Genomic DNA, 16,743 nt, shown 5'->3' with positions numbered 1-16,743 from the left:
GCTGCCGGGCCCCGCCCGGCGTCGCTGCCCGGCACCGTCAGGCGCCGGGCGTCCAGTCGCTCTCTCAGACCCAGTCGAAGCCGCCGCGGCGCCACTCGTAGACGAACGGGACGGTGATCAGCGCCAGGAACCCCAGCATCGCCACCAGCCCGAACGTCGCGAGCGTCGTGAAGTCCACGGCCCACGGGTAGAGGAAGACGACCTCGATGTCGAAGACGATGAATGTCATCGCCACCAGGTAGTACTTGATCGGCAGCCGCCCGCCCCCGACCGCGTGCGGCGTCGGCTCGATGCCGCACTCGTACGAGTCGAGCTTGGCGCGGTTGTACCGCTTGGGGCCGATGATCGCGCTCGCGGCGACCCCGCCGAGCGCCAGGACCGCCCCGATCGCCATGAGGATCAGGATGGGTACGTAGGGATTCATGCTGTGCCCTTCGTGGACGACGTGCCCTTCATGGACGTGATGCTCATGAGCTCGGGACCACCCTGGTCAGGCCGGCGATGACGCGGTCGACCCAGTCGCCGCCGTGCGGCTCGTAGCAGTCGGACAGGAGCTTGAGCGTGAACTGCATGACGACCTTGCGCGGCAGGCCGTACCGGACGCAGACCCGCATGATCTCGGGGTGCTCGATGAGCCGCACGAACCAGCGGCCCAGCGTGTAGTAGCCGCCCAGGTCGGCCCGCATGCGCTCCGCGTAGGTGGCGAGCGTGGCCTCGCGGGCGTCGTCGGTGGTGCGGTGCCGGGCCTGGCTGATCGCCTCGGCCGCCACGCGCCCGGCCTGCAGGCCGTAGGCGATGCCCTCGCCGTTGAACGGGCTCACCATGCCGGCGGAGTCGCCGGCCAGGAGCACGCCGTCCGCGTACAGGGGGCCGCGGTTGTAGCCCATGGGCAGGGCCGCGCCGCGGATGGGCCCGCGCTCCGGCTCGTGCACCAGGTCCCAGCCCTCGGGCGCGCTCTTGTCGAGCCACGTCTCCATGAGCCGCCGGTAGTCGATGCCGGCCGCGGACTGCCGGGCCGGGGTGGACGACACGCTGCCGAGGCCGACGTTCACCGTGCCGTCGCCGAGCGGGAAGATCCAGCCGTAGCCCGGCAGCAGGGCGCTCCTGCCCGGCTCACCGTCCCACAGCTCGAGGTGCGACTCCATGAACGGGTCGTCGTGCCGCGGCGTGCGGTAGTAGGCCCGCACCGCGGTACCCATGGGGCGGTCGTCGCGGCGCTCCCGGCCGAGGCCGAGCCCGAAGCGCGAGCTGACGCCGTCGGCCGCGACCACCACGGGGGCGCGGAACTCCTTGACGGGGCCCTCGGCGCGGCCGCGGGCGTCGAGCGGCTGGGCGGTGACGCCGACCACGCGGCCGTCGTCGTCGCGGACGGCGCCGGTGACCTTGGTGCGCTCCAGCAGCTTGGCGCCGCTCGCCTGGGCGTGCTGGGCCAGGGTCTGGTCCAGCGTCATGCGGGCGCGGGCCATGCCGTAGCCCGGGTAGGTCGTGAGGTCGGGCCAGTCCAGCTCGTAGGAGCGGCCGCCGCCGTGGACGCGCAGGCCGCGGTTGCGGATCCAGCCGTTCTCCTCGCGGGTGGGCACGCCCATGCGGACCAGCTCGGCCACGGCGCGCGGCGTCAGGCCGTCGCCGCAGATCTTGTCGCGGGGAAACTCGCCCTTCTCCAGCAGCAGCACGTCGAGTCCCGCGGCCGCGCACCAGTGCGCGGTGGACGAGCCGGCCGGACCGGCGCCCACCACGATGACATCCGCGTCGTCGCGTATCACTCTTCGCACGTTCACCCCCGTTGGGAACCCGCTGCCTGGTCGTTGCTGACCTGCTGTGCGGGGTTCGGCAAGGGCTTCCTGACAAGCCCTTGTGAACCCTGTCACAACACCGACACCCTAGCCACACTTAGGGGGGATTGTGTAGGAAGGTTCCCCTTACTTGGGGAGGCCGCGAGCGGTCCGGCCCGAAAACGCGATCAGGCACGGTCCCCGGTCGGGAACCATGCCTGATCACCTCCTGGCGGCGGACCCCCGGCTCACGCCGGGCGCACCGCCCGGTGCAGGGCCACGACGCCGCCCGTCACGTTGCGGTAGGCGGCGTGCTCCCAGCCGGCCTCCAGCATGAGCTTGGCCAGGTCGACCTGGGTGTGCCAGCCCCGGATGGACTCGGCGAGGTAGTCGTAGGAGCCCTTGTCCCGGGTCACGGCGCCGGCCACGACCGGCAGCGCGCGCATCAGGTACTCCTGGTAGACCTTCCGGAACGGGCCCCACGTAGGGGTGGAGAACTCGCAGATCACGATGCGCCCGCCCGGCCGGACGACGCGGCGCATCTCGCGCAGGGCGGTGCTCGTGTCGGCGACGTTGCGCAGGCCGAAGCTGATGGTGACGGCGTCGAAGGACTCGTCGGCGAACGGCAGCCGCGTGGCGTCGCCCGCGACGAACGGCAGGTCCGGGCGGCGCTGCTTGCCCACCTGCAGCATACCGATCGAGAAGTCGGACGGGACCACGAAGGCGCCGTCCGCCGCGAAGGGTTCGCTGCTGGTCCCGGTGCCCGCGGCGAGGTCGAGCACGCGCTCGCCCGGCATCGCGGCGACGGCCTCGACCGTGAGGCGGCGCCAGCGGCGGTCCTGGCCCATCGAGATGAGGTCGTTCGTCAGGTCGTAGCGGGCGGCGATCCCGTCGAACATCGACGCGACCTCGGCCGGCTTCTTCTCCAGGCTTGCGCGGGACATGCCGCCATGCTTTCACGCCTGGGCCGAATGATCGGCAGTTCGTCAGGTGGACTACCGATCACCCGGGCTGTGACGTCCGTTACCGGCGGCGGGCGGTCAGGTCGTGCGCGCTTATCCTGAAAGCGATGATCGCTTCACCTTCCGGCGGCACCCCCGGCACACCCACCGGCTCCCCCTCCGGCACCAGCGTGTACGACGGCTGGGCGGTCGAGACACCGCCCGTGTCCGACGAGGCGCCGCCGGGCGCTCCGCACGGCCCGCAGCTCGTGGTCCGCACCGTCGCGACCGACCACCTCCCGGACACCCCGACCGCGCTCGTCGACCGGCTCCCCGACACCCACGCGCTGGCCTGGGTACGGCACGGCGACGGGCTCGTGGGCTGGGGCGAGGCGCTGCGGTTCGAGACGTTCGGCCCGGGCCGGTTCGCCGACGCCGACGGGGCCTGGCGCCAGGTGCTCGACAACGCCGTGGTGCACGACGACGTCAACCTGCCCGGCAGCGGGCTGGTCGCGTTCGGCAGCTTCGCCTTCGACGACGTCTCCCCCGGCGACGAGTCCGAGGACCCCGCGCGGGCCAGCGGCGTGCTGATCGTGCCGCGCGTCGTCGTCGGGCGGAAGGGCGACCGCGCCTGGATGACCACGATCTCCCTGGTGGGCGACCGGTCCGCGCCCGTGGGCGAGGACCTGCTGTCGGCCTACCCGCACCAGCCCGTGACGGAGCCGGGCCGGGTGGTCCTGGCCGACGGCGCCGTCGGCGCGGCCGACTGGCCCGCCGTGGTCGCCGAGGGGATCGCCCGGATCCAGACCGGCGAGCTGGAGAAGGTGGTGCTCGCGCGCGACGTCGTGGCGACCGCCGAGCACCCGCTCGACACCCGGCACCTGCTGGGCCGCCTCGCGTCCGCCTACGACGCCTGCTGGGCCTTCAGCGTGGACGGCATGGTCGGCGCGACGCCGGAGCTGCTGGTGCGCAGCGAGAAGGGCCTGGTGGCCTCGCGTGTGCTGGCGGGCACGATCCGCCGCGAGCACGGCACGGCGGACGCCGACGACGCCGACCTGCTGCGCGCCGCCCAGCTCGCCCGGTCCTCGAAGGACCTCGAGGAGCACGAGTTCGCGGTGCGTTCCGTGGCCGCCGCCCTGGAGCCGTTCTGCTCGTCGATGAACGTGCCCGAGGCCCCGTTCGTGCTGCACCTGCCGAACGTCATGCACCTCGCGACGGACGTGACCGGGGTGCTGACGGACCAGCACGCGGGTTCGGGCAGGCCGGCCCCGTCGTCCCTCTCGCTGGCCGCCGCGCTGCACCCGAGCGCCGCCGTGTGCGGCACACCGACGACCGCCGCGCGCAGCCTGATCCGCGAGATCGAGGGCCTGGACCGCGCCCGGTACGCGGGCCCGGTGGGCTGGGTCGGGGCCGGGGGCGACGGCGAGTGGGGCATCGCCCTGCGGTCGGCGGAGATCTCCGCGACCGACCCGCGCCACATCCGCCTGTTCGCGGGCTGCGGCATCGTCGCGGCGTCCGACCCGCAGGCGGAGCTGGCGGAGTCCGAGGCGAAGCTGGAGCCCATGCGCTACGCCCTGGGCGTCCCGCCGAAGTAGAACTCCGGCGAGACAGAACCGCAGCGAGCATAGAACCAGGCCCTGGTTCTATCTCGCTGCGGTTCTACTTCGCGAAGCTCGCTCAGGCGTCGCCCGCCCTCGGGCCCTTGCCGATCGGGTTGGTCGGGTCGCCCCAGACCTGCTCGCGGAAGGTGTCCCACACCTGCAGGTCGGACGTCGCGCCGATGAAGCCCATCCGCGCGTCCGTCGCGGTCAGCAGGATCTCGATGAGCGAGGCGCCCTCGAGCACCTTGGTCGCCACCTCGAGCAGGTCCTGGCCGTCGGGCAGGTTCGCGTGGATCGACGACACGTACATGTGTGCGTCGCCCTCGAGGGAGACGAAGTTGGCCCGCGTGTCCGTTCCCGCGACCGTGCCCGCGTCGTACGCGTACGACTTGAGCCAGAACCCGTCGACGACCACCTTGTCGGCCGAGATCTTGATGGCGTCGCGGCGCGAGCCGTCGTTCTTGACCGGCACGTTCGCCAGGCCGATCCCGTTGACGCCCGTGAGCGGGATCGTGAGGTCCCGGCTCTCCAGGTCGGCGGGGAGCGAGAAGACGGAGCCGTCCTCCTTGGCGCCGCACTGGCCGGGCAGGTCGATGTTGAGGTCGAACTTGCCGCCGAACGTCACCTTCACGCAGGTGCCGAGCTCGGTGTGGAGCGCCTCCTCGATCGTCGCCTGCGGGTCGATCTCGCCGCACGGGTCGCTCGGGGCCTCCTCCGCGGCGTCCGCGGGCACCTCGCCGTCCTGCGTCGGCTCCTGGCACTCGGGCTCGCCGTCCTCGCCCGCTGCGGCGTCCTCGCCGGAGCCGCCGTCCGCCGCGTCACCGGAGCCGGCGTCGCCGCCCTCGGCCGGGTCGGTCGCGCCGCCGGTGACGTCGTCGACCGCGTCCCCGACCGGGTCCTCGGCCTCGTCGCCCCCGGACTCGGACGTGCTCGGCGACGGTGTCGGCGAGGCGGACGGTTCCGCGTCCCCGTCGTCGCACGCGCCGAAGACGACGCACCAGAACGAGTCGTCCTGCTGGGCCTCGGCCATCGACGTGGTCGCCGGCAGGCTCATGCCGCCGACCGCCATCGCGCCCGCCACCACGACCGCCGCGGACTTCTGCGAGAGGGCCTTCAGCGCGCCGCTCAGCGAGTCCACGCGGGGGATCGACTCGGTCTCCGGGGCAGGTTCGGCGGCCTTCGGTGCCGGCTCGTCCGCCTGCGGGGCGTCGTCGTCCGCGGGGGCGTCGTCCGCGGGCGTCCCGGTCTCGGGAAGGTCCGCCTCCGCGGCGGGTTCGGTGCCGGCGCCCGACGCCGGAGCGCCGCCCTGCGCGGTGCCGGCGCCCGCGGCGCCGTCGTCCGCCCCGGACCCGGCCGCGCTCCCGGACTCCGCCTCGTCGGCGCCCTCGGCCGTTCCGGCCTCCGCCGCCTGGGGCGCCCAGGACACGACGATGATGCCGCCGACCACGCCGAGCAGGAACCCGATGATCCAGCCGCCGAGGTTCACGCCGGCGATCGAGTAGACGGAGATCGCGAGCGCGATCACGCCGTAGAAGATGCGGTGCACGGGCTGGGCGATCACCAGGATCCCGAGCAGCACCAGGGCGAGCGGCAGGATCGTCGCCTGCGCGCCCTCGACCCCGAACCGCAGCACGACGTTCATGCCGAGCTGGTCCAGCTTGATGGGGCCGGACAGGAGCATCTCCAGGCCCGCGAGCACTACCAGCACGCCCCCGACGAACGGCCGCTGCCTGCGCCAGGGGCGGAAGTCCCTGCGCCAGTCGGCGAACCTCGCGCGCAGTCCGGGGCGGCCGGCGGACGCCGGGCCGTCACCCGGACTCAGAAGCACTCGGTGCCGTCCGTGATCTTGAGGCTGAGGTCCGTCAGCTGGAAGACGGCGGCCTGCGTGCTCCACGACACCTGCTGGAGCCCGTCGATGTCGATCGAGTCGGAGTCCATGGCGAAGTCGCCGGCGTCGCCCTTCTTGGTCGTGTTGACCGTCGAGGCGTCCACACCGATGCGGATGTTCTTGAAGATCGCGGTACCGGACAGGTCGCTCATTCCGATCTGCAGGTCCGTGGCCTTGGCGGGCTCTTCACCGGTGCCCGCGGAGATCAGCAGGCCCACCTTGCCGAGCGGCGTGTCCTGCACGACCGACTGGCAGAGGTTGTAGAGCTGCGCGTCCTTGATGTTCGCGATGGCGGCGGGGTGCTGCGTGCCGTCGGAGGCGGTCGCGACGCCCGCGTACTGCGAGAAGCCGGTGCCCGCGAGCTTGTCGGCGCCGATCTTGAACTGGCTGCCGGAGATGGCGAACGAGACGGGCACTGCGCCCTGTGCAACCCCACCGAGCAGGACGCTGGCGGCAATGGTGACCGGGATGACGGCCAGGGCCACGCGGCCCCTACGCGTCCCCGTGAGCTTGCTGAGCTTCATTGGTTTTCCCCTCATGCCAATGTGAGGACGACGGCATCGTCGTCCCGCCGCGACCGTAGCGTGATTACTGACTCACCGTCAATTGACCCCCTGACAGCGGCGCAAAGCATGCCGGATATGCTCGACACATGGCAACAGCCCGACGCACGCGCCTCCGTCCGGAGGAACGCCGCAACCAGCTCGTGGCCCTCGGAGTCGCGACTCTCGCGGACCGCCCGTTGGCCGAGGTGACCGTCGAGGAGATCGCCGCCGAAGCCGGTGTCTCGACGGGTCTGGTCTACTACTACTTCGGCTCCAAGAACGGCCTGCACCACGAGATCGTGCGCCGCGCGCGCGACTCGATGCTCCACGCCTCCGAGCCGCAGCCCGAGCTCCCGCCCGCCGAGCGCCTGGCCAACACCCTGACCCGGCTCGTCGAGTACGTCCGGGAGCACGGCCCCACCTTCTACTCGCTCGTGCGCGGCGCGGCCAGCGGCGACGAGGAGGTGCGCGCGGTGATCGAGGACGCGCGGCGCCAGCAGACCGAGCGCGCCCTCGCCGTGCTCCTGGAGCTGGGCGTGCCGGAGACCGAGCTCCTGCGCATCGCGGTCCGCTCCTGGGTGGCGCTCGCCGAGCAGGCCCTGGTCGACGGCGGCATCAACTCCGACCTCGCCGACGACGAGCTGGTCGGCTATCTCGAGCGCAGCCTGGGCGGCGTCGTCGCCGCCGTGGTGCCGGGTGCCGCCGAGGCGCTGTTCGGGGCACGGGCCAAGGCCTGAGCCAGGCCCTTGGCCGGCAGGTCAGAGGGGCTTGACCATCAGAGCGGCTTGACCATCAGCAGGCACGGGTCGTCCGCCCAGAGGTCGGGGAACTCCTCGACCGGGTGGAAGCCGCAGGCGCCGTAGAAGGCGCGGGTCTGGTCGAAACCGGGGTCGTGCGCCGAGGGTCCCAGCGTCTTCACGCTGAGCAGGCGCACGCCCTGACCGCGCAGGTCGTCCTCGACCCGTCGCACGAGAGTGCGCCCGATGCCGGAGCGGTGGTGCTTGCGCCGGACGGCGAGCAGGTGCACCTCGGCCGACGTCGGGTAGCGCTGGTCCAGGAGCAGCACGCCGAGCACGTCGTCGGCCGGGACCGCACCGCCGTCCGCCCCGACGGAGGGCGAGGCGACCGCGAGGTAGTTGGGGAACCGGGCCGCCGCGTCGACGTACTCGTGCGTGAACCTGTCGATGCCGAACCATTCCGGCAGCTCCTCGAGGATGTCGTGCGCGGCATCCGCCCGGCCGAGGGTCCTGACCACGGTGTACGTCCCAGACACGCGGACCAACCTAAACCGGTCGGGCCAAGTTCACCCGCTGAACGCGAATACGCGTCAGACCCCCAGGTCACTCGCGTGATCTGAGGGTCTGACACGTGTCCTCCGGGGCGGATCAGCCCTGGTTGTTGAAGAAGTCCTGGAGCCAGTCCGGGATGTTGTTCGGGTTGGTCTGGTCGGAGCCCGAGCCGTCCTGCTGGCCGGGCAGCTGACCCTGCTGGTCCTGCTGGTTCTGGTCCTGCGAGCCCGAGCTGGTGTCGGTCTCCTCCTTCACCGCCAGCGTCACCGTGACCTCCTCCGTCTTGCCGTCGCGGACGATGGTCAGCACCGACTTGTCGCCGGCCGCCTTCTCCCGCACGAAGGCCGTGAGCGACTCCGGCCCGTTGACCGCGTCGCCGTCGATCGCCACGATCACGTCGCCCTGCTGGATCCCGGCCTTGCCGGCCGGCGAGTCGGCGACGACGTCCTCGACGCCCGCGCCGCGCCGCGTGACACCGTCGGCCTTCGCGGTGGCGTCCGACATCGAGACCCCGAGGAACGCGTGCTCCGCGGTGCCGTTCTCCTTGAGCTGGTCACCGATCTGCGTGGCCAGGTTGCCCGGGATGGCGAAGCCCAGGCCGATCGAGCCGGAGCTGCTGGACGTCCCGCCGCCACCGCTGGACAGCGTCGCGATCGAGGACGTGATGCCGATGACCTCGCCCGACGCGTTGAACAGCGGCCCACCCGAGTTGCCGGGGTTCACCGCGGCGTCGATCTGGATCGCGTTCGTGACCACCTGGTCGGACCCGTCCTCGGCGCTGGCCGTGACCGGGCGGTCCAGGGCGGACACGATGCCGGTCGTGGCGGTGTTCGCCAGGCCCAGCGGGTTGCCGAGCGCCATCACGGGCTCGCCCACCACCACGTCGTCCGAGTCGCCGAACTTCGCCGGCTTCAGGTCCGACGGCGGGTCCGTCAGCTGCACGACGGCGAGGTCGGTGGTCGGGTCGGTGCCGACGATCTCGGCCTCGTACACGCTGCCGTCACTCAGGGTGACCTGGACGGTCTGCGCACCGGAGACCACGTGGTTGTTGGTCAGGACGCGGCCGTCGGAGTCCAGCACGACGCCGGAGCCCTCGGCCCCGCCCGCCTGGCTCTCGACCTGGATCGAGACCACGGACTCCTGCACCGCGGAGGTGACCGCGGTCCAGTCCGGGTTCTCGACGGTCGAGCTCTTGACGGGGACGGTCTGGTTGTTCGTCTGCCCGACGTCGGCGAGGGAGGCCGCGCCGTCCGAGCCGTTCGTGAGCGAGATGGCACCGGCCGTGCCCAGGCTCGCCAGCAGCGCGGCGGCCGCGGCGGCGCTGACCACGGGGACCCAGGTGCGGTTGCGCGGCCGCGGCTCGGCGGTCGCGGTGGCGGTGGCGGGGGCCGCGTAGGGGTTGACGTAGGACGGCGAGGGCGGGCCGCCGGGGGCCACGGTCTGCGCGGGCGTCGTCTGGTGCTGCGCCGGGGCGTGCTGGGCCGGGGCGTGCTGGGCCGGGGCGTGCTGGGCCGGGGCGTGCTGGGCCGGCGCCGGTGCGTGCTGCGCCGGTACCTGCTGCGTGGGGGCCGGGGCCTGCGGGGCCGGGACCGGCTGCGGAGCCGGGGCCGGCTGCGGAACCGGCGCCTGCGCCCGCTCGTGCTGGGCGGGCGTCATGCCTGCCGGCGTCGCACCCTGAGTCGTCACGCCCTCAGGCGTCACACCCTCGGGCGGCGCGGGGACAGGCGCCGTCGACTGCGCAGGGGTCGGGGACTGCTCGGCGCCCGCGTTCTGGACGGGTGCCGGGCCGGCGACCGGCAGCTGCTGGGTCGGCTGCGCTTCGGACGGCTGCTGGTCCGGCTGCGGAGTAGTGCTGTTCTGCTCGGTCATCGTGACCCTCCTTGAAGTCAGAACCAGTTGACACCCCGTTCCTTGTCCCACCCTTAAACGAGTCTGTGAGTTCCCTGCATATCCCGAGACCCCGCTGAGTGCGGGACATCTGCGCCTCCGGAGGGCCCGGAGGCGCAAACAGCCCGAACTCGGCGCAGGCGGCAGGTCAGGAGGCGGCGACCTTCTGGACCGTGGCCGCCAGGGCACGCGACTCCGCCAGGCGGTCGCCGCGCGGCACGCGCACCTCGATGACCTGGATGCCGTGGCTGGGCGCCTGCAGCGCGTGCCGCAGGGTCGGCACGTCCTTGACGAGCTGGTGGTCCACCCCGTACCCCGCGCAGAGCTGCGCCAGGTTCGCCCCGTGCGGCGTGCCGAACACCCGCTCGAACGTGGCGCTCGCGGCGTCGCTCGTCGCGGCGAGCGCCCCGTGCTCCAGGGTCGCGAAGATCGAGCCGCCGTCGTCGTTCACCACCACGATCTCCAGGTCGACCTGGTGCTCGTCGGGACCGCGCAGCAGGCCGCCGACGTCGTGCAGGAACGTGAGGTCGCCCAGGAGGGCGCGCGTGCGCAGGCCGCGGCGGGCGGCGGCGAGGGCCACCCCGGCCGCCGTCGAGACGGTGCCGTCGATGCCCGCGAGGCCGCGGTTGGCGAGGACGGCGGGGCCGGGACCGTCGAGGCCGAGCACCAGCTCCAGGTCCCGCACGGGGTTGGAGGAGCCGACCACGAGGAGGTCGGCGGGGCCCAGGACCCGGGCCACGGCGCGCGCCACGGAGAGGGCGGTCGGGCCGCCGAGCACCGCGTCGTCGCGGGTCACCTCGTCCAGGACGCGCGCGGCCGCGGCGCCCGCGGTCCGCCAGCGCTCCAGGAACGGTGTGGGCTGCTCGGCGGCCGGCTCGAACCAGACGGGCGCCAGGCCCGGCAGCACGACGGCGGCGTTGCGGGCGGCGTCGGGCCAGGGACCCGCGCCCGGCGCGACCACCGTGACCGCCACGGACGGCCGGCCCAGCAGCCGCTGCACCGGCCGCGACAGCGTGGGCCGGCCGAGCACGACCGCCTGCTCGATGCCGTCGGCGAGCCCGTCGGAGCCGAGCAGCAGCCGGTAGCCGGCGATCGCGTGGGTGCCGCCCGTGGCGCCCGACGACGGCTCCGCGAACAGCGGCCAGCCCTGCGCCTCGGCGAGCTGCCGCGCCTCGGGTCCGGCGCCGTCGCCCGCGACGACCACGGTGCGCGCCGGGTCGCCGGGCAGCGCCGGCGAGCCGAGGTGCTGCAGCACGGCGGGCACGACGAGCGGCGGGTCGGGCTTGGCGTACCCCTCCTGCGCGGTGTCCGCGGGCGGTCCGGGCAGCGGGGCGGACGGCGTCAGCGGGTCCCGGAAGGCGAGGTTGAGGTGCACCGGCCCCGGGTGTCCCGAGCGGAACCCGAGCGCGGCGCTGACCGCGCGGGCGGTGACGCTCCGCAGGTGGCGGACCGCCTCGGCGTCGAGGCCGGACCCGCCGGCCGGGTCGGACGAGCCCGACGGCCCGGCCGGCGCCGGGACGTCCACCGCGTACCGCACCGCCGAACCGAAGATGCCCACCTGGTCGGTGGTCTGCGACGCGCCCGTGCCGCGCAGCTCGTGCGGCCGGTCGGCGGTGAGCAGGACGAGCGGCAGGCCCGTGTGGCTCGCCTCCAGCACGGCGGGGTGCAGGTTCGCGACGGCGGTGCCCGACGTCGTGACGACGGCGACCGGCGCACCCTCCGAACCCTTGGACAGGCCGAGCGCGAGGAAGCCGGCGTCGCGCTCGTCGATCCGGACGTGCAGCGTGAGCCGGCCGGCGGCGGCGGCCTCGGCCACCGCATACGCAAGGGGGGCGCTGCGCGAACCGGGCGCGAGCACGACGTCCCGCACACCCCGGGTGACCAGGTCGGCGACGAGGGCTCGGGCGGCGGCCACGGCGGGCGGGATGGTCATGCGTCCTCCAGGATCCGGGTCAGGCGGTGGTACCGGGCGAGCCAGCGGGTCGTCGTCGGGCCGTCTGCGGGCGTGGCCGCGAGCGCCTCGGGTGACGGTTCCGGACGGTGCACGGGGAGTGCGCCGTCGACGGGCAGGAGGGGCTCGGCGACGACGTCGTGCGCCAGGAGCTGGGACGTCGCGAGCCCGCAGGCGTAGGGGAGCTCGGGCAGGGCGGCGGCGAGCGCGATGCCCGCGGCGAGCCCCACCGAGCTCTCCAGCGCGGACGAGACGACGACGGGCAGGCCGACCTGCTCGGCGAGGTCGAGGCAGGCGCGGACGCCGCCGAGGGGCTGGACCTTGAGGACCACGATGTCGGCGGCCTCCTGGCGCACCACGCGCATCGGGTCGGAGGCGCGGCGGATCGACTCGTCGGCCGCGACGGGCACGTCCTGCTTGCGGCGCACCAGGGCGAGCTCGTCGACGTCGGCGCAGGGCTGCTCGACGTACTCCAGCCCGCCGGCGGCGCGGTCGATCTCGGCGAGGTGGGCCAGTGCCTCGTCCGGGGTCCAGGCAGCGTTGGCGTCGATCCGGATCGCGCCGTCGGGCCCGAGGGCGTCGCGGACGGCGGCGACCCGCTCGATCTCGGCGCCCACGGGTTCGAGCGTGCCGTCGGGGCCGCGCTGGGCGACCTTGACCTTGGCGGTACGGCAGCCGCCGGACGCGAGCACGATCTCGCGCGCCCGCTCCGGCCCGACGGCGGGGACGGTCACGTTGACCGGCACGCTCCGGCGCACGGGGTCGGGCCAGCCGACGAGGGCGGCCTCGTGCGCGGCGCGCAGCCAGGTGGCGGACTCCTCGTCGTCGTAGTCCCAGAACGGGGAGAGCTCGCCCCAGCCGGCGGGGCCGCGGAGCAGCACGCCGTCGCGCACGTCGATCCCGCGAAAGCGGGTCCGCAGGGGCGTGGACCAGACCACGGGTTCACCGATCAGCAGCACAGGGCCAGGCTAACGACCCAGGTGGCTTCCCGGTCGCGTTCCGGTGCGGCGAAATGACGTGTTGTGCGACCCCACCGTCGTTGATACTCCACGTGTGGCCTCGATGAACGACGACAGCTCTCGACGCGAGCCGATCCCTCGGTCGTCGCTGACCGGTCTGGTCGGACGTGGCCTCGGCGGGGTCCCGCCGACGGCACTCGTCCTGCTCGGCATCGTCAGCGTTCAGCTGGGCTCCGCGCTGGCCAAACAGCTGTTCGGCGAGGTCGGCAGCTTCGGGACGGTCGCGCTGCGCCTGTTCTTCGCCGCGGCGATCCTGATGCTCCTGTGGCGGCCCTCACCGCGGATGAGTCGTCGGGCGTGGACCGTGGTGGTCGCCTACGGCCTGACCCTCGGCCTGATGAACCTGTGCTTCTACCTGTCGCTGGACCGGCTCCCGCTGGGAATCGCGGTCACCGTCGAGTTCCTCGGGCCACTTGCCGTGGCCCTGGGCGGGTCGAGGCGATGGCTGGACGCGCTCTGGGCGGTGCTCGCGGGAGGCGGTGTGGTCCTGCTCATGGGCGGTGGCGGCGAGGTGAACCTCGTCGGCCTGCTGTTCGCCCTCGGCGCGGCGGCGTGCTGGGGCCTGTACATCGTGGTCAGCGCGGCGCTGGGCCGCCACACCACGGAAGGCAACGGCCTGGCACTGGGGATGGTCGTCGCGGCGCTGGTGGCGGTGCCCATCGGCGTGGCCGACAGCGGAGCGGCACTGATCCAGCCGTGGGTCCTGGTCGCGGGGCTCGGTCTCGCACTGTTGTCGTCGGTGGTCCCGTACTCGCTCGACCTGGAGGCGCTGCGCAGGATGCCGCCGCGCGTCTTCGGCATCCTGATGAGCCTCGAGCCGGCCATGGCGTCACTCATCGGCCTCGTCGTGCTCCACGAGGTGCTGCACTGGTCGCAGTGGATCGCGGTGCTGTGCGTGGTCATCGCCTCGGTGGGCGCCACGCGCGGCGCGCGGCCCGACGTCCGGCCGGAGGACCTCGCCCCGGCACAGCACCCGGACCGCCCGAACTAGACCGCCCCCGCCGCTACGTGGTCCCGTCGACCGGCGCATCGTCGCGGTGCGCCCCGTAGTAGTCCGACTGCCCGCGCATGAGTTCGCGCATCGACACGTCCCGCCCCACCCCGTAGACGGTGCCGGGGAAGTCGAGCTCGCGCTGGATCGCCCAGATCTCGTCGTGCCGGTCCGGCGGCAGGATCGTCGCCGGGTCGCCCACGGCCACCCAGCCGATCGGCACGAGCGCTCCGGGGGCGAGGACGGTATTGACCTGCACAACCCCGTGGATGCGCACCTCCGCACCGGCCCCGATCACGCTGCCGGGGAACAGGGCGGCGCCCGTCGCCACGAACGCCTCCTCCTCGACCCGGGCGCCGTTGACGTGCGCGTGCGGGCCGATCAGCACCGCCGGCCCGATCTCGGCGGGATACTCCCGGCGGCCCCGGACGAGCGCGTTCTCCATGACCACGGTGTCCTCGCCGATGACGACGGCGCCGTCCTCGGCGGTGAGGACCGCCCCGTGCAGGATCCTGGCCCCGGCGGCGATCCGGACGTCACCCACGACGGTCGCCGACGGGGCGACGTAGGCCGACGGATCGATCGACGGTTCGAGACCGCGATGACGAACGAACATGTGGGGCTCCTCTCCTCGCCGCAACACTAGGTGCCGACACCGACACCGACGTCGACACCGCCCGTAGTCTTTTCATAAAACGAGCGATAGTGTCGGTTTTATGAAAAGAGCGGCACCCCTGCTCCTCCCCTTGCTGCGCACGCGGACGCAGGGCGACATCCTGGCGGCGGTCCTGCTGCACCCGGGGCAGGAACAGAGCCTCTCCGACGTGGCCAGGCTCGTGGGTGCCTCCCCAGCGACGGTGCTTCGGGAGGTCGATCGCCTGGAGGACGCCGGCCTCGTCACCACCCGCCGCCTCGGCAACACTCGCCTTGCCCGCGCGCGAACAGACAACCCGGTCTACGCTCCTCTAGCAGAACTTCTGGCGGTGACCTTCGGTCCCCTGGCGGTGCTCCGTGACCTCCTCACCGACGTCGGCGGCATAACACGTGCCTTCATCTACGGGTCCTGGGCGGCGCGGTACCACGAACAGCCGGGCTCCGTCCCCGGTGACATCGACGTGCTCGTGATCGGCGATCCAGACCGTGACCGCCTCGCCGACGTCGTCGACGAGGCCGAGAAGGAACTGCACCGAGAGGTGAACGTCCGTCGGGTCTCCGCTGCGGCCTGGGAGACCGACGACGGCCCGTTCAAGCGGACGATCATGAGCTCACCGACGGTCGAGCTCGTCACGGACGAAGGAGATGCGAGTGGCCGGAACGACGGCGGGGAAGGGACGCTGGCCGATCGGTGAGCCCGAGGTCCAGAACCTCATCGACGAGGGCGAGCTGCAGCAGGTCGCGCCGTCCGAGGCGCACGCGGAGTTCCTGCTCGGCCAGGCGGCGGCACACCTCGCCTCGGCGGCAAAAGTGATCGACGACGATCCGTCCGGTGCCCTGGCGATGCTCTACGACGCCGCACGCAAAGCCATGACCGCGCCCCTGGCCCGGCAGGGACTGCGGCCGACGAACAAGAACGGCCACCGGGCGGTCCAGGAAGGCGTCGAGGCCCAGCTCGGACCCAATGCGCGCAAGGTCGTGCGGACGTTTCGCGCGCTCCGCCTTCGTCGCCACGACTCCGAGTACCCCGGGGTGGAGACACCGACGATCACCACCGAGGAAGTGACCCTCGCGCTGGCCGACTCGGAGGACATCGTCGCTGCCATGAAGAAGTTCGTCCCCAACGTGGGGCCCTGGCACTGAGCACCGGCCGTCTTCGCCCGAACTAGGCTGGTCCGCGTGAGCACGAGCACCGATCTTCCCCGTCAGGTCTCCGAGACGTTCGACCCGCAGCGCTGGCGCACGGTCGCCGGGTTCGAGGACCTGACCGACCTCACGTACCACCGGGGCGTCGACCGCAGCGGCCCCGAGCCGCGCGACCTGCCCGTGGTGCGCATCGCGTTCGACCGCCCCGAGGTCCGCAACGCGTTCCGCCCGCACACCGTGGACGAGCTGTACCGGGTCATGGACCACGCCCGCATGACGTCCGACGTCGGCACCGTGCTGCTGACCGGCAACGGCCCCTCCCCCAAGGACGGCGGCTGGGCGTTCTGCAGCGGCGGCGACCAGCGCATCCGCGGGCGCGACGGCTACCGCTACGCCGAGGGCGAGAACGCCGACTCGATCGACCCCGCCAAGGCCGGCCGCCTGCACATCCTGGAGGTGCAGCGCCTCATGCGGACCATGCCCAAGGTGGTGGTCGCGGTCGTGGACGGCTGGGCCGCCGGCGGCGGGCACTCGCTGCACGTCGTCGCCGACCTGACGGTCGCCTGCCGGGAGCACGGCAGGTTCAAGCAGACCGACGCCGACGTCGGCTCGTTCGACGCCGGCTACGGCTCCGCCTACTTCGCCCGCCAGCTCGGGCAGAAGCGCGCCCGCGAGGTCTTCTTCCTGGCCCGCGAGTACTCGGCCGACGACGCCGAGCGCTGGGGCTCGGTCAACGAGGTCGCCGCCCACGAGGACCTGGAGGGGCTGGCGCTGGAGTACGCGCGCATCATCGCCGGCAAGTCGCCGCAGGCCATCCGGATGCTCAAGTTCGCCTTCAACGCCGCCGACGACGGCATCGCCGGCCAGCAGGTGTTCGCCGGCGAGGCGACCCGGCTGGCGTACATGACGGACGAGGCCGTCGAGGGCAAGGAGGCGTTCCTGGAACGCCGCGACCCGGACTGGTCGGCCTTCCCCTACTACTACTGACCACCGACCGACCAACTGGCTGACTCGCCGAGGTGGGATCGCCGAGTCAGCCGGGTGGTCGTCGTCGGGTGG

The 16,743-nt window shown here is 72.9% G+C and carries 16 protein-coding genes; 6 read left to right on the top strand and 10 right to left on the bottom strand.

Annotation, left to right across the window (positions count from 1 at the left end; translation table 11 throughout):
• Positions 1-64: 64 nt before the first annotated feature.
• The 3 genes from ACIPN7_RS04310 to ACIPN7_RS04300 all read right to left on the bottom strand — a co-directional run bounded on the left by ACIPN7_RS04310 (position 65) and on the right by ACIPN7_RS04300 (position 2,716).
• Positions 65-424: an NADH-quinone oxidoreductase subunit A gene (locus ACIPN7_RS04310; protein WP_377228088.1), complete on the bottom strand. Its 360-nt coding sequence runs from the start codon at positions 422-424 to the stop codon at positions 65-67.
• Positions 425-467: 43 nt separating this feature from the next.
• A complete protein-coding gene (locus ACIPN7_RS04305; protein WP_400538314.1) occupies positions 468-1,763 on the bottom strand; it encodes a geranylgeranyl reductase family protein in 1,296 nt (431 codons plus the stop codon).
• A 257-nt stretch (positions 1,764-2,020) separates the two neighbouring features.
• Positions 2,021-2,716 (bottom strand): demethylmenaquinone methyltransferase, encoded by a 696-nt coding sequence (locus ACIPN7_RS04300; RefSeq protein ID WP_400538312.1) that lies wholly within the window; start codon positions 2,714-2,716, stop codon positions 2,021-2,023.
• A 125-nt stretch (positions 2,717-2,841) separates the two neighbouring features.
• On the opposite strand from ACIPN7_RS04300, the gene ACIPN7_RS04295 reads away from it, so the two are divergent.
• A complete protein-coding gene (locus ACIPN7_RS04295; protein WP_400538309.1) occupies positions 2,842-4,308 on the top strand; it encodes an isochorismate synthase MenF in 1,467 nt (488 codons plus the stop codon).
• Positions 4,309-4,390: 82 nt separating this feature from the next.
• Here the strand turns inward: ACIPN7_RS04295 and ACIPN7_RS04290 are convergent, their stop codons facing one another.
• A complete protein-coding gene (locus tag ACIPN7_RS04290) occupies positions 4,391-6,142 on the bottom strand; it encodes a DUF6114 domain-containing protein (RefSeq protein WP_400538307.1) in 1,752 nt (583 codons plus the stop codon).
• A complete protein-coding gene (locus tag ACIPN7_RS04285) occupies positions 6,133-6,726 on the bottom strand; it encodes a DUF6230 family protein (protein WP_377233869.1) in 594 nt (197 codons plus the stop codon). The genes ACIPN7_RS04290 and ACIPN7_RS04285 overlap by 10 nt, the downstream gene beginning before the upstream one ends.
• 128 nt (positions 6,727-6,854) lie before the next feature.
• Between ACIPN7_RS04285 and ACIPN7_RS04280 the strand changes: the two genes are divergently transcribed.
• Positions 6,855-7,484, top strand: a complete 630-nt coding sequence (locus ACIPN7_RS04280; protein WP_400538304.1) for a TetR/AcrR family transcriptional regulator — start codon at positions 6,855-6,857, stop codon at positions 7,482-7,484.
• A 38-nt stretch (positions 7,485-7,522) separates the two neighbouring features.
• On the opposite strand, the gene ACIPN7_RS04275 is transcribed toward ACIPN7_RS04280, so the two are convergent.
• The 4 genes from ACIPN7_RS04275 to ACIPN7_RS04260 all read right to left on the bottom strand — a co-directional run bounded on the left by ACIPN7_RS04275 (position 7,523) and on the right by ACIPN7_RS04260 (position 12,833).
• Positions 7,523-8,020 carry a GNAT family N-acetyltransferase gene (locus tag ACIPN7_RS04275; protein WP_400538302.1) on the bottom strand — a complete coding sequence of 166 codons (498 nt, stop codon included), beginning with the start codon at positions 8,018-8,020 and terminating at the stop codon, positions 7,523-7,525.
• Between the two features lie 112 nt (positions 8,021-8,132).
• Positions 8,133-9,905 (bottom strand): trypsin-like peptidase domain-containing protein, encoded by a 1,773-nt coding sequence (locus ACIPN7_RS04270; protein ID WP_400538300.1) that lies wholly within the window; start codon positions 9,903-9,905, stop codon positions 8,133-8,135.
• A gap of 166 nt (positions 9,906-10,071) precedes the next feature.
• Entirely contained in the window at positions 10,072-11,856 is a 1,785-nt protein-coding gene (gene menD / locus ACIPN7_RS04265; protein WP_400538297.1) for a 2-succinyl-5-enolpyruvyl-6-hydroxy-3-cyclohexene-1-carboxylic-acid synthase, read from the bottom strand.
• Entirely contained in the window at positions 11,853-12,833 is a 981-nt protein-coding gene (locus ACIPN7_RS04260; RefSeq protein ID WP_400538295.1) for an o-succinylbenzoate synthase, read from the bottom strand. The genes menD and ACIPN7_RS04260 overlap by 4 nt, the downstream gene beginning before the upstream one ends.
• Before the next feature lie 103 nt (positions 12,834-12,936).
• On the opposite strand from ACIPN7_RS04260, the gene ACIPN7_RS04255 reads away from it, so the two are divergent.
• Entirely contained in the window at positions 12,937-13,884 is a 948-nt protein-coding gene (locus ACIPN7_RS04255) for an EamA family transporter (protein WP_400539153.1), read from the top strand.
• Positions 13,885-13,897: 13 nt separating this feature from the next.
• Here the strand turns inward: ACIPN7_RS04255 and ACIPN7_RS04250 are convergent, their stop codons facing one another.
• The gene (locus ACIPN7_RS04250; protein WP_400538294.1) at positions 13,898-14,500 is read right to left on the bottom strand and encodes a gamma carbonic anhydrase family protein; all 603 of its coding nucleotides are present in this window, start codon (positions 14,498-14,500) and stop codon (positions 13,898-13,900) included.
• A gap of 100 nt (positions 14,501-14,600) precedes the next feature.
• On the opposite strand from ACIPN7_RS04250, the gene ACIPN7_RS04245 reads away from it, so the two are divergent.
• From ACIPN7_RS04245 to ACIPN7_RS04235, 3 genes are read left to right on the top strand one after another with little or no spacing between them, the layout of a single operon-like run.
• Positions 14,601-15,233 carry a MarR family transcriptional regulator gene (locus tag ACIPN7_RS04245; RefSeq protein ID WP_400538292.1) on the top strand — a complete coding sequence of 211 codons (633 nt, stop codon included), beginning with the start codon at positions 14,601-14,603 and terminating at the stop codon, positions 15,231-15,233.
• Complete coding sequence (locus ACIPN7_RS04240) at positions 15,190-15,681, top strand: HEPN domain-containing protein (RefSeq protein ID WP_400538290.1); 492 nt, start codon at positions 15,190-15,192, stop codon at positions 15,679-15,681. The genes ACIPN7_RS04245 and ACIPN7_RS04240 overlap by 44 nt, the downstream gene beginning before the upstream one ends.
• Before the next feature lie 36 nt (positions 15,682-15,717).
• The gene (locus ACIPN7_RS04235; protein ID WP_400538288.1) at positions 15,718-16,671 is read left to right on the top strand and encodes a 1,4-dihydroxy-2-naphthoyl-CoA synthase; all 954 of its coding nucleotides are present in this window, start codon (positions 15,718-15,720) and stop codon (positions 16,669-16,671) included.
• Positions 16,672-16,743 lie beyond the last annotated feature (72 nt).

The organism is Promicromonospora sp. NPDC090134 (genome assembly GCF_044746965.1).
Lineage (GTDB): Bacteria > Actinomycetota > Actinomycetes > Actinomycetales > Cellulomonadaceae > Promicromonospora.
The sequence above is the reverse complement of the archived record's forward strand: the minus strand, read 5'-3'. Positions and strand labels throughout refer to the sequence as shown.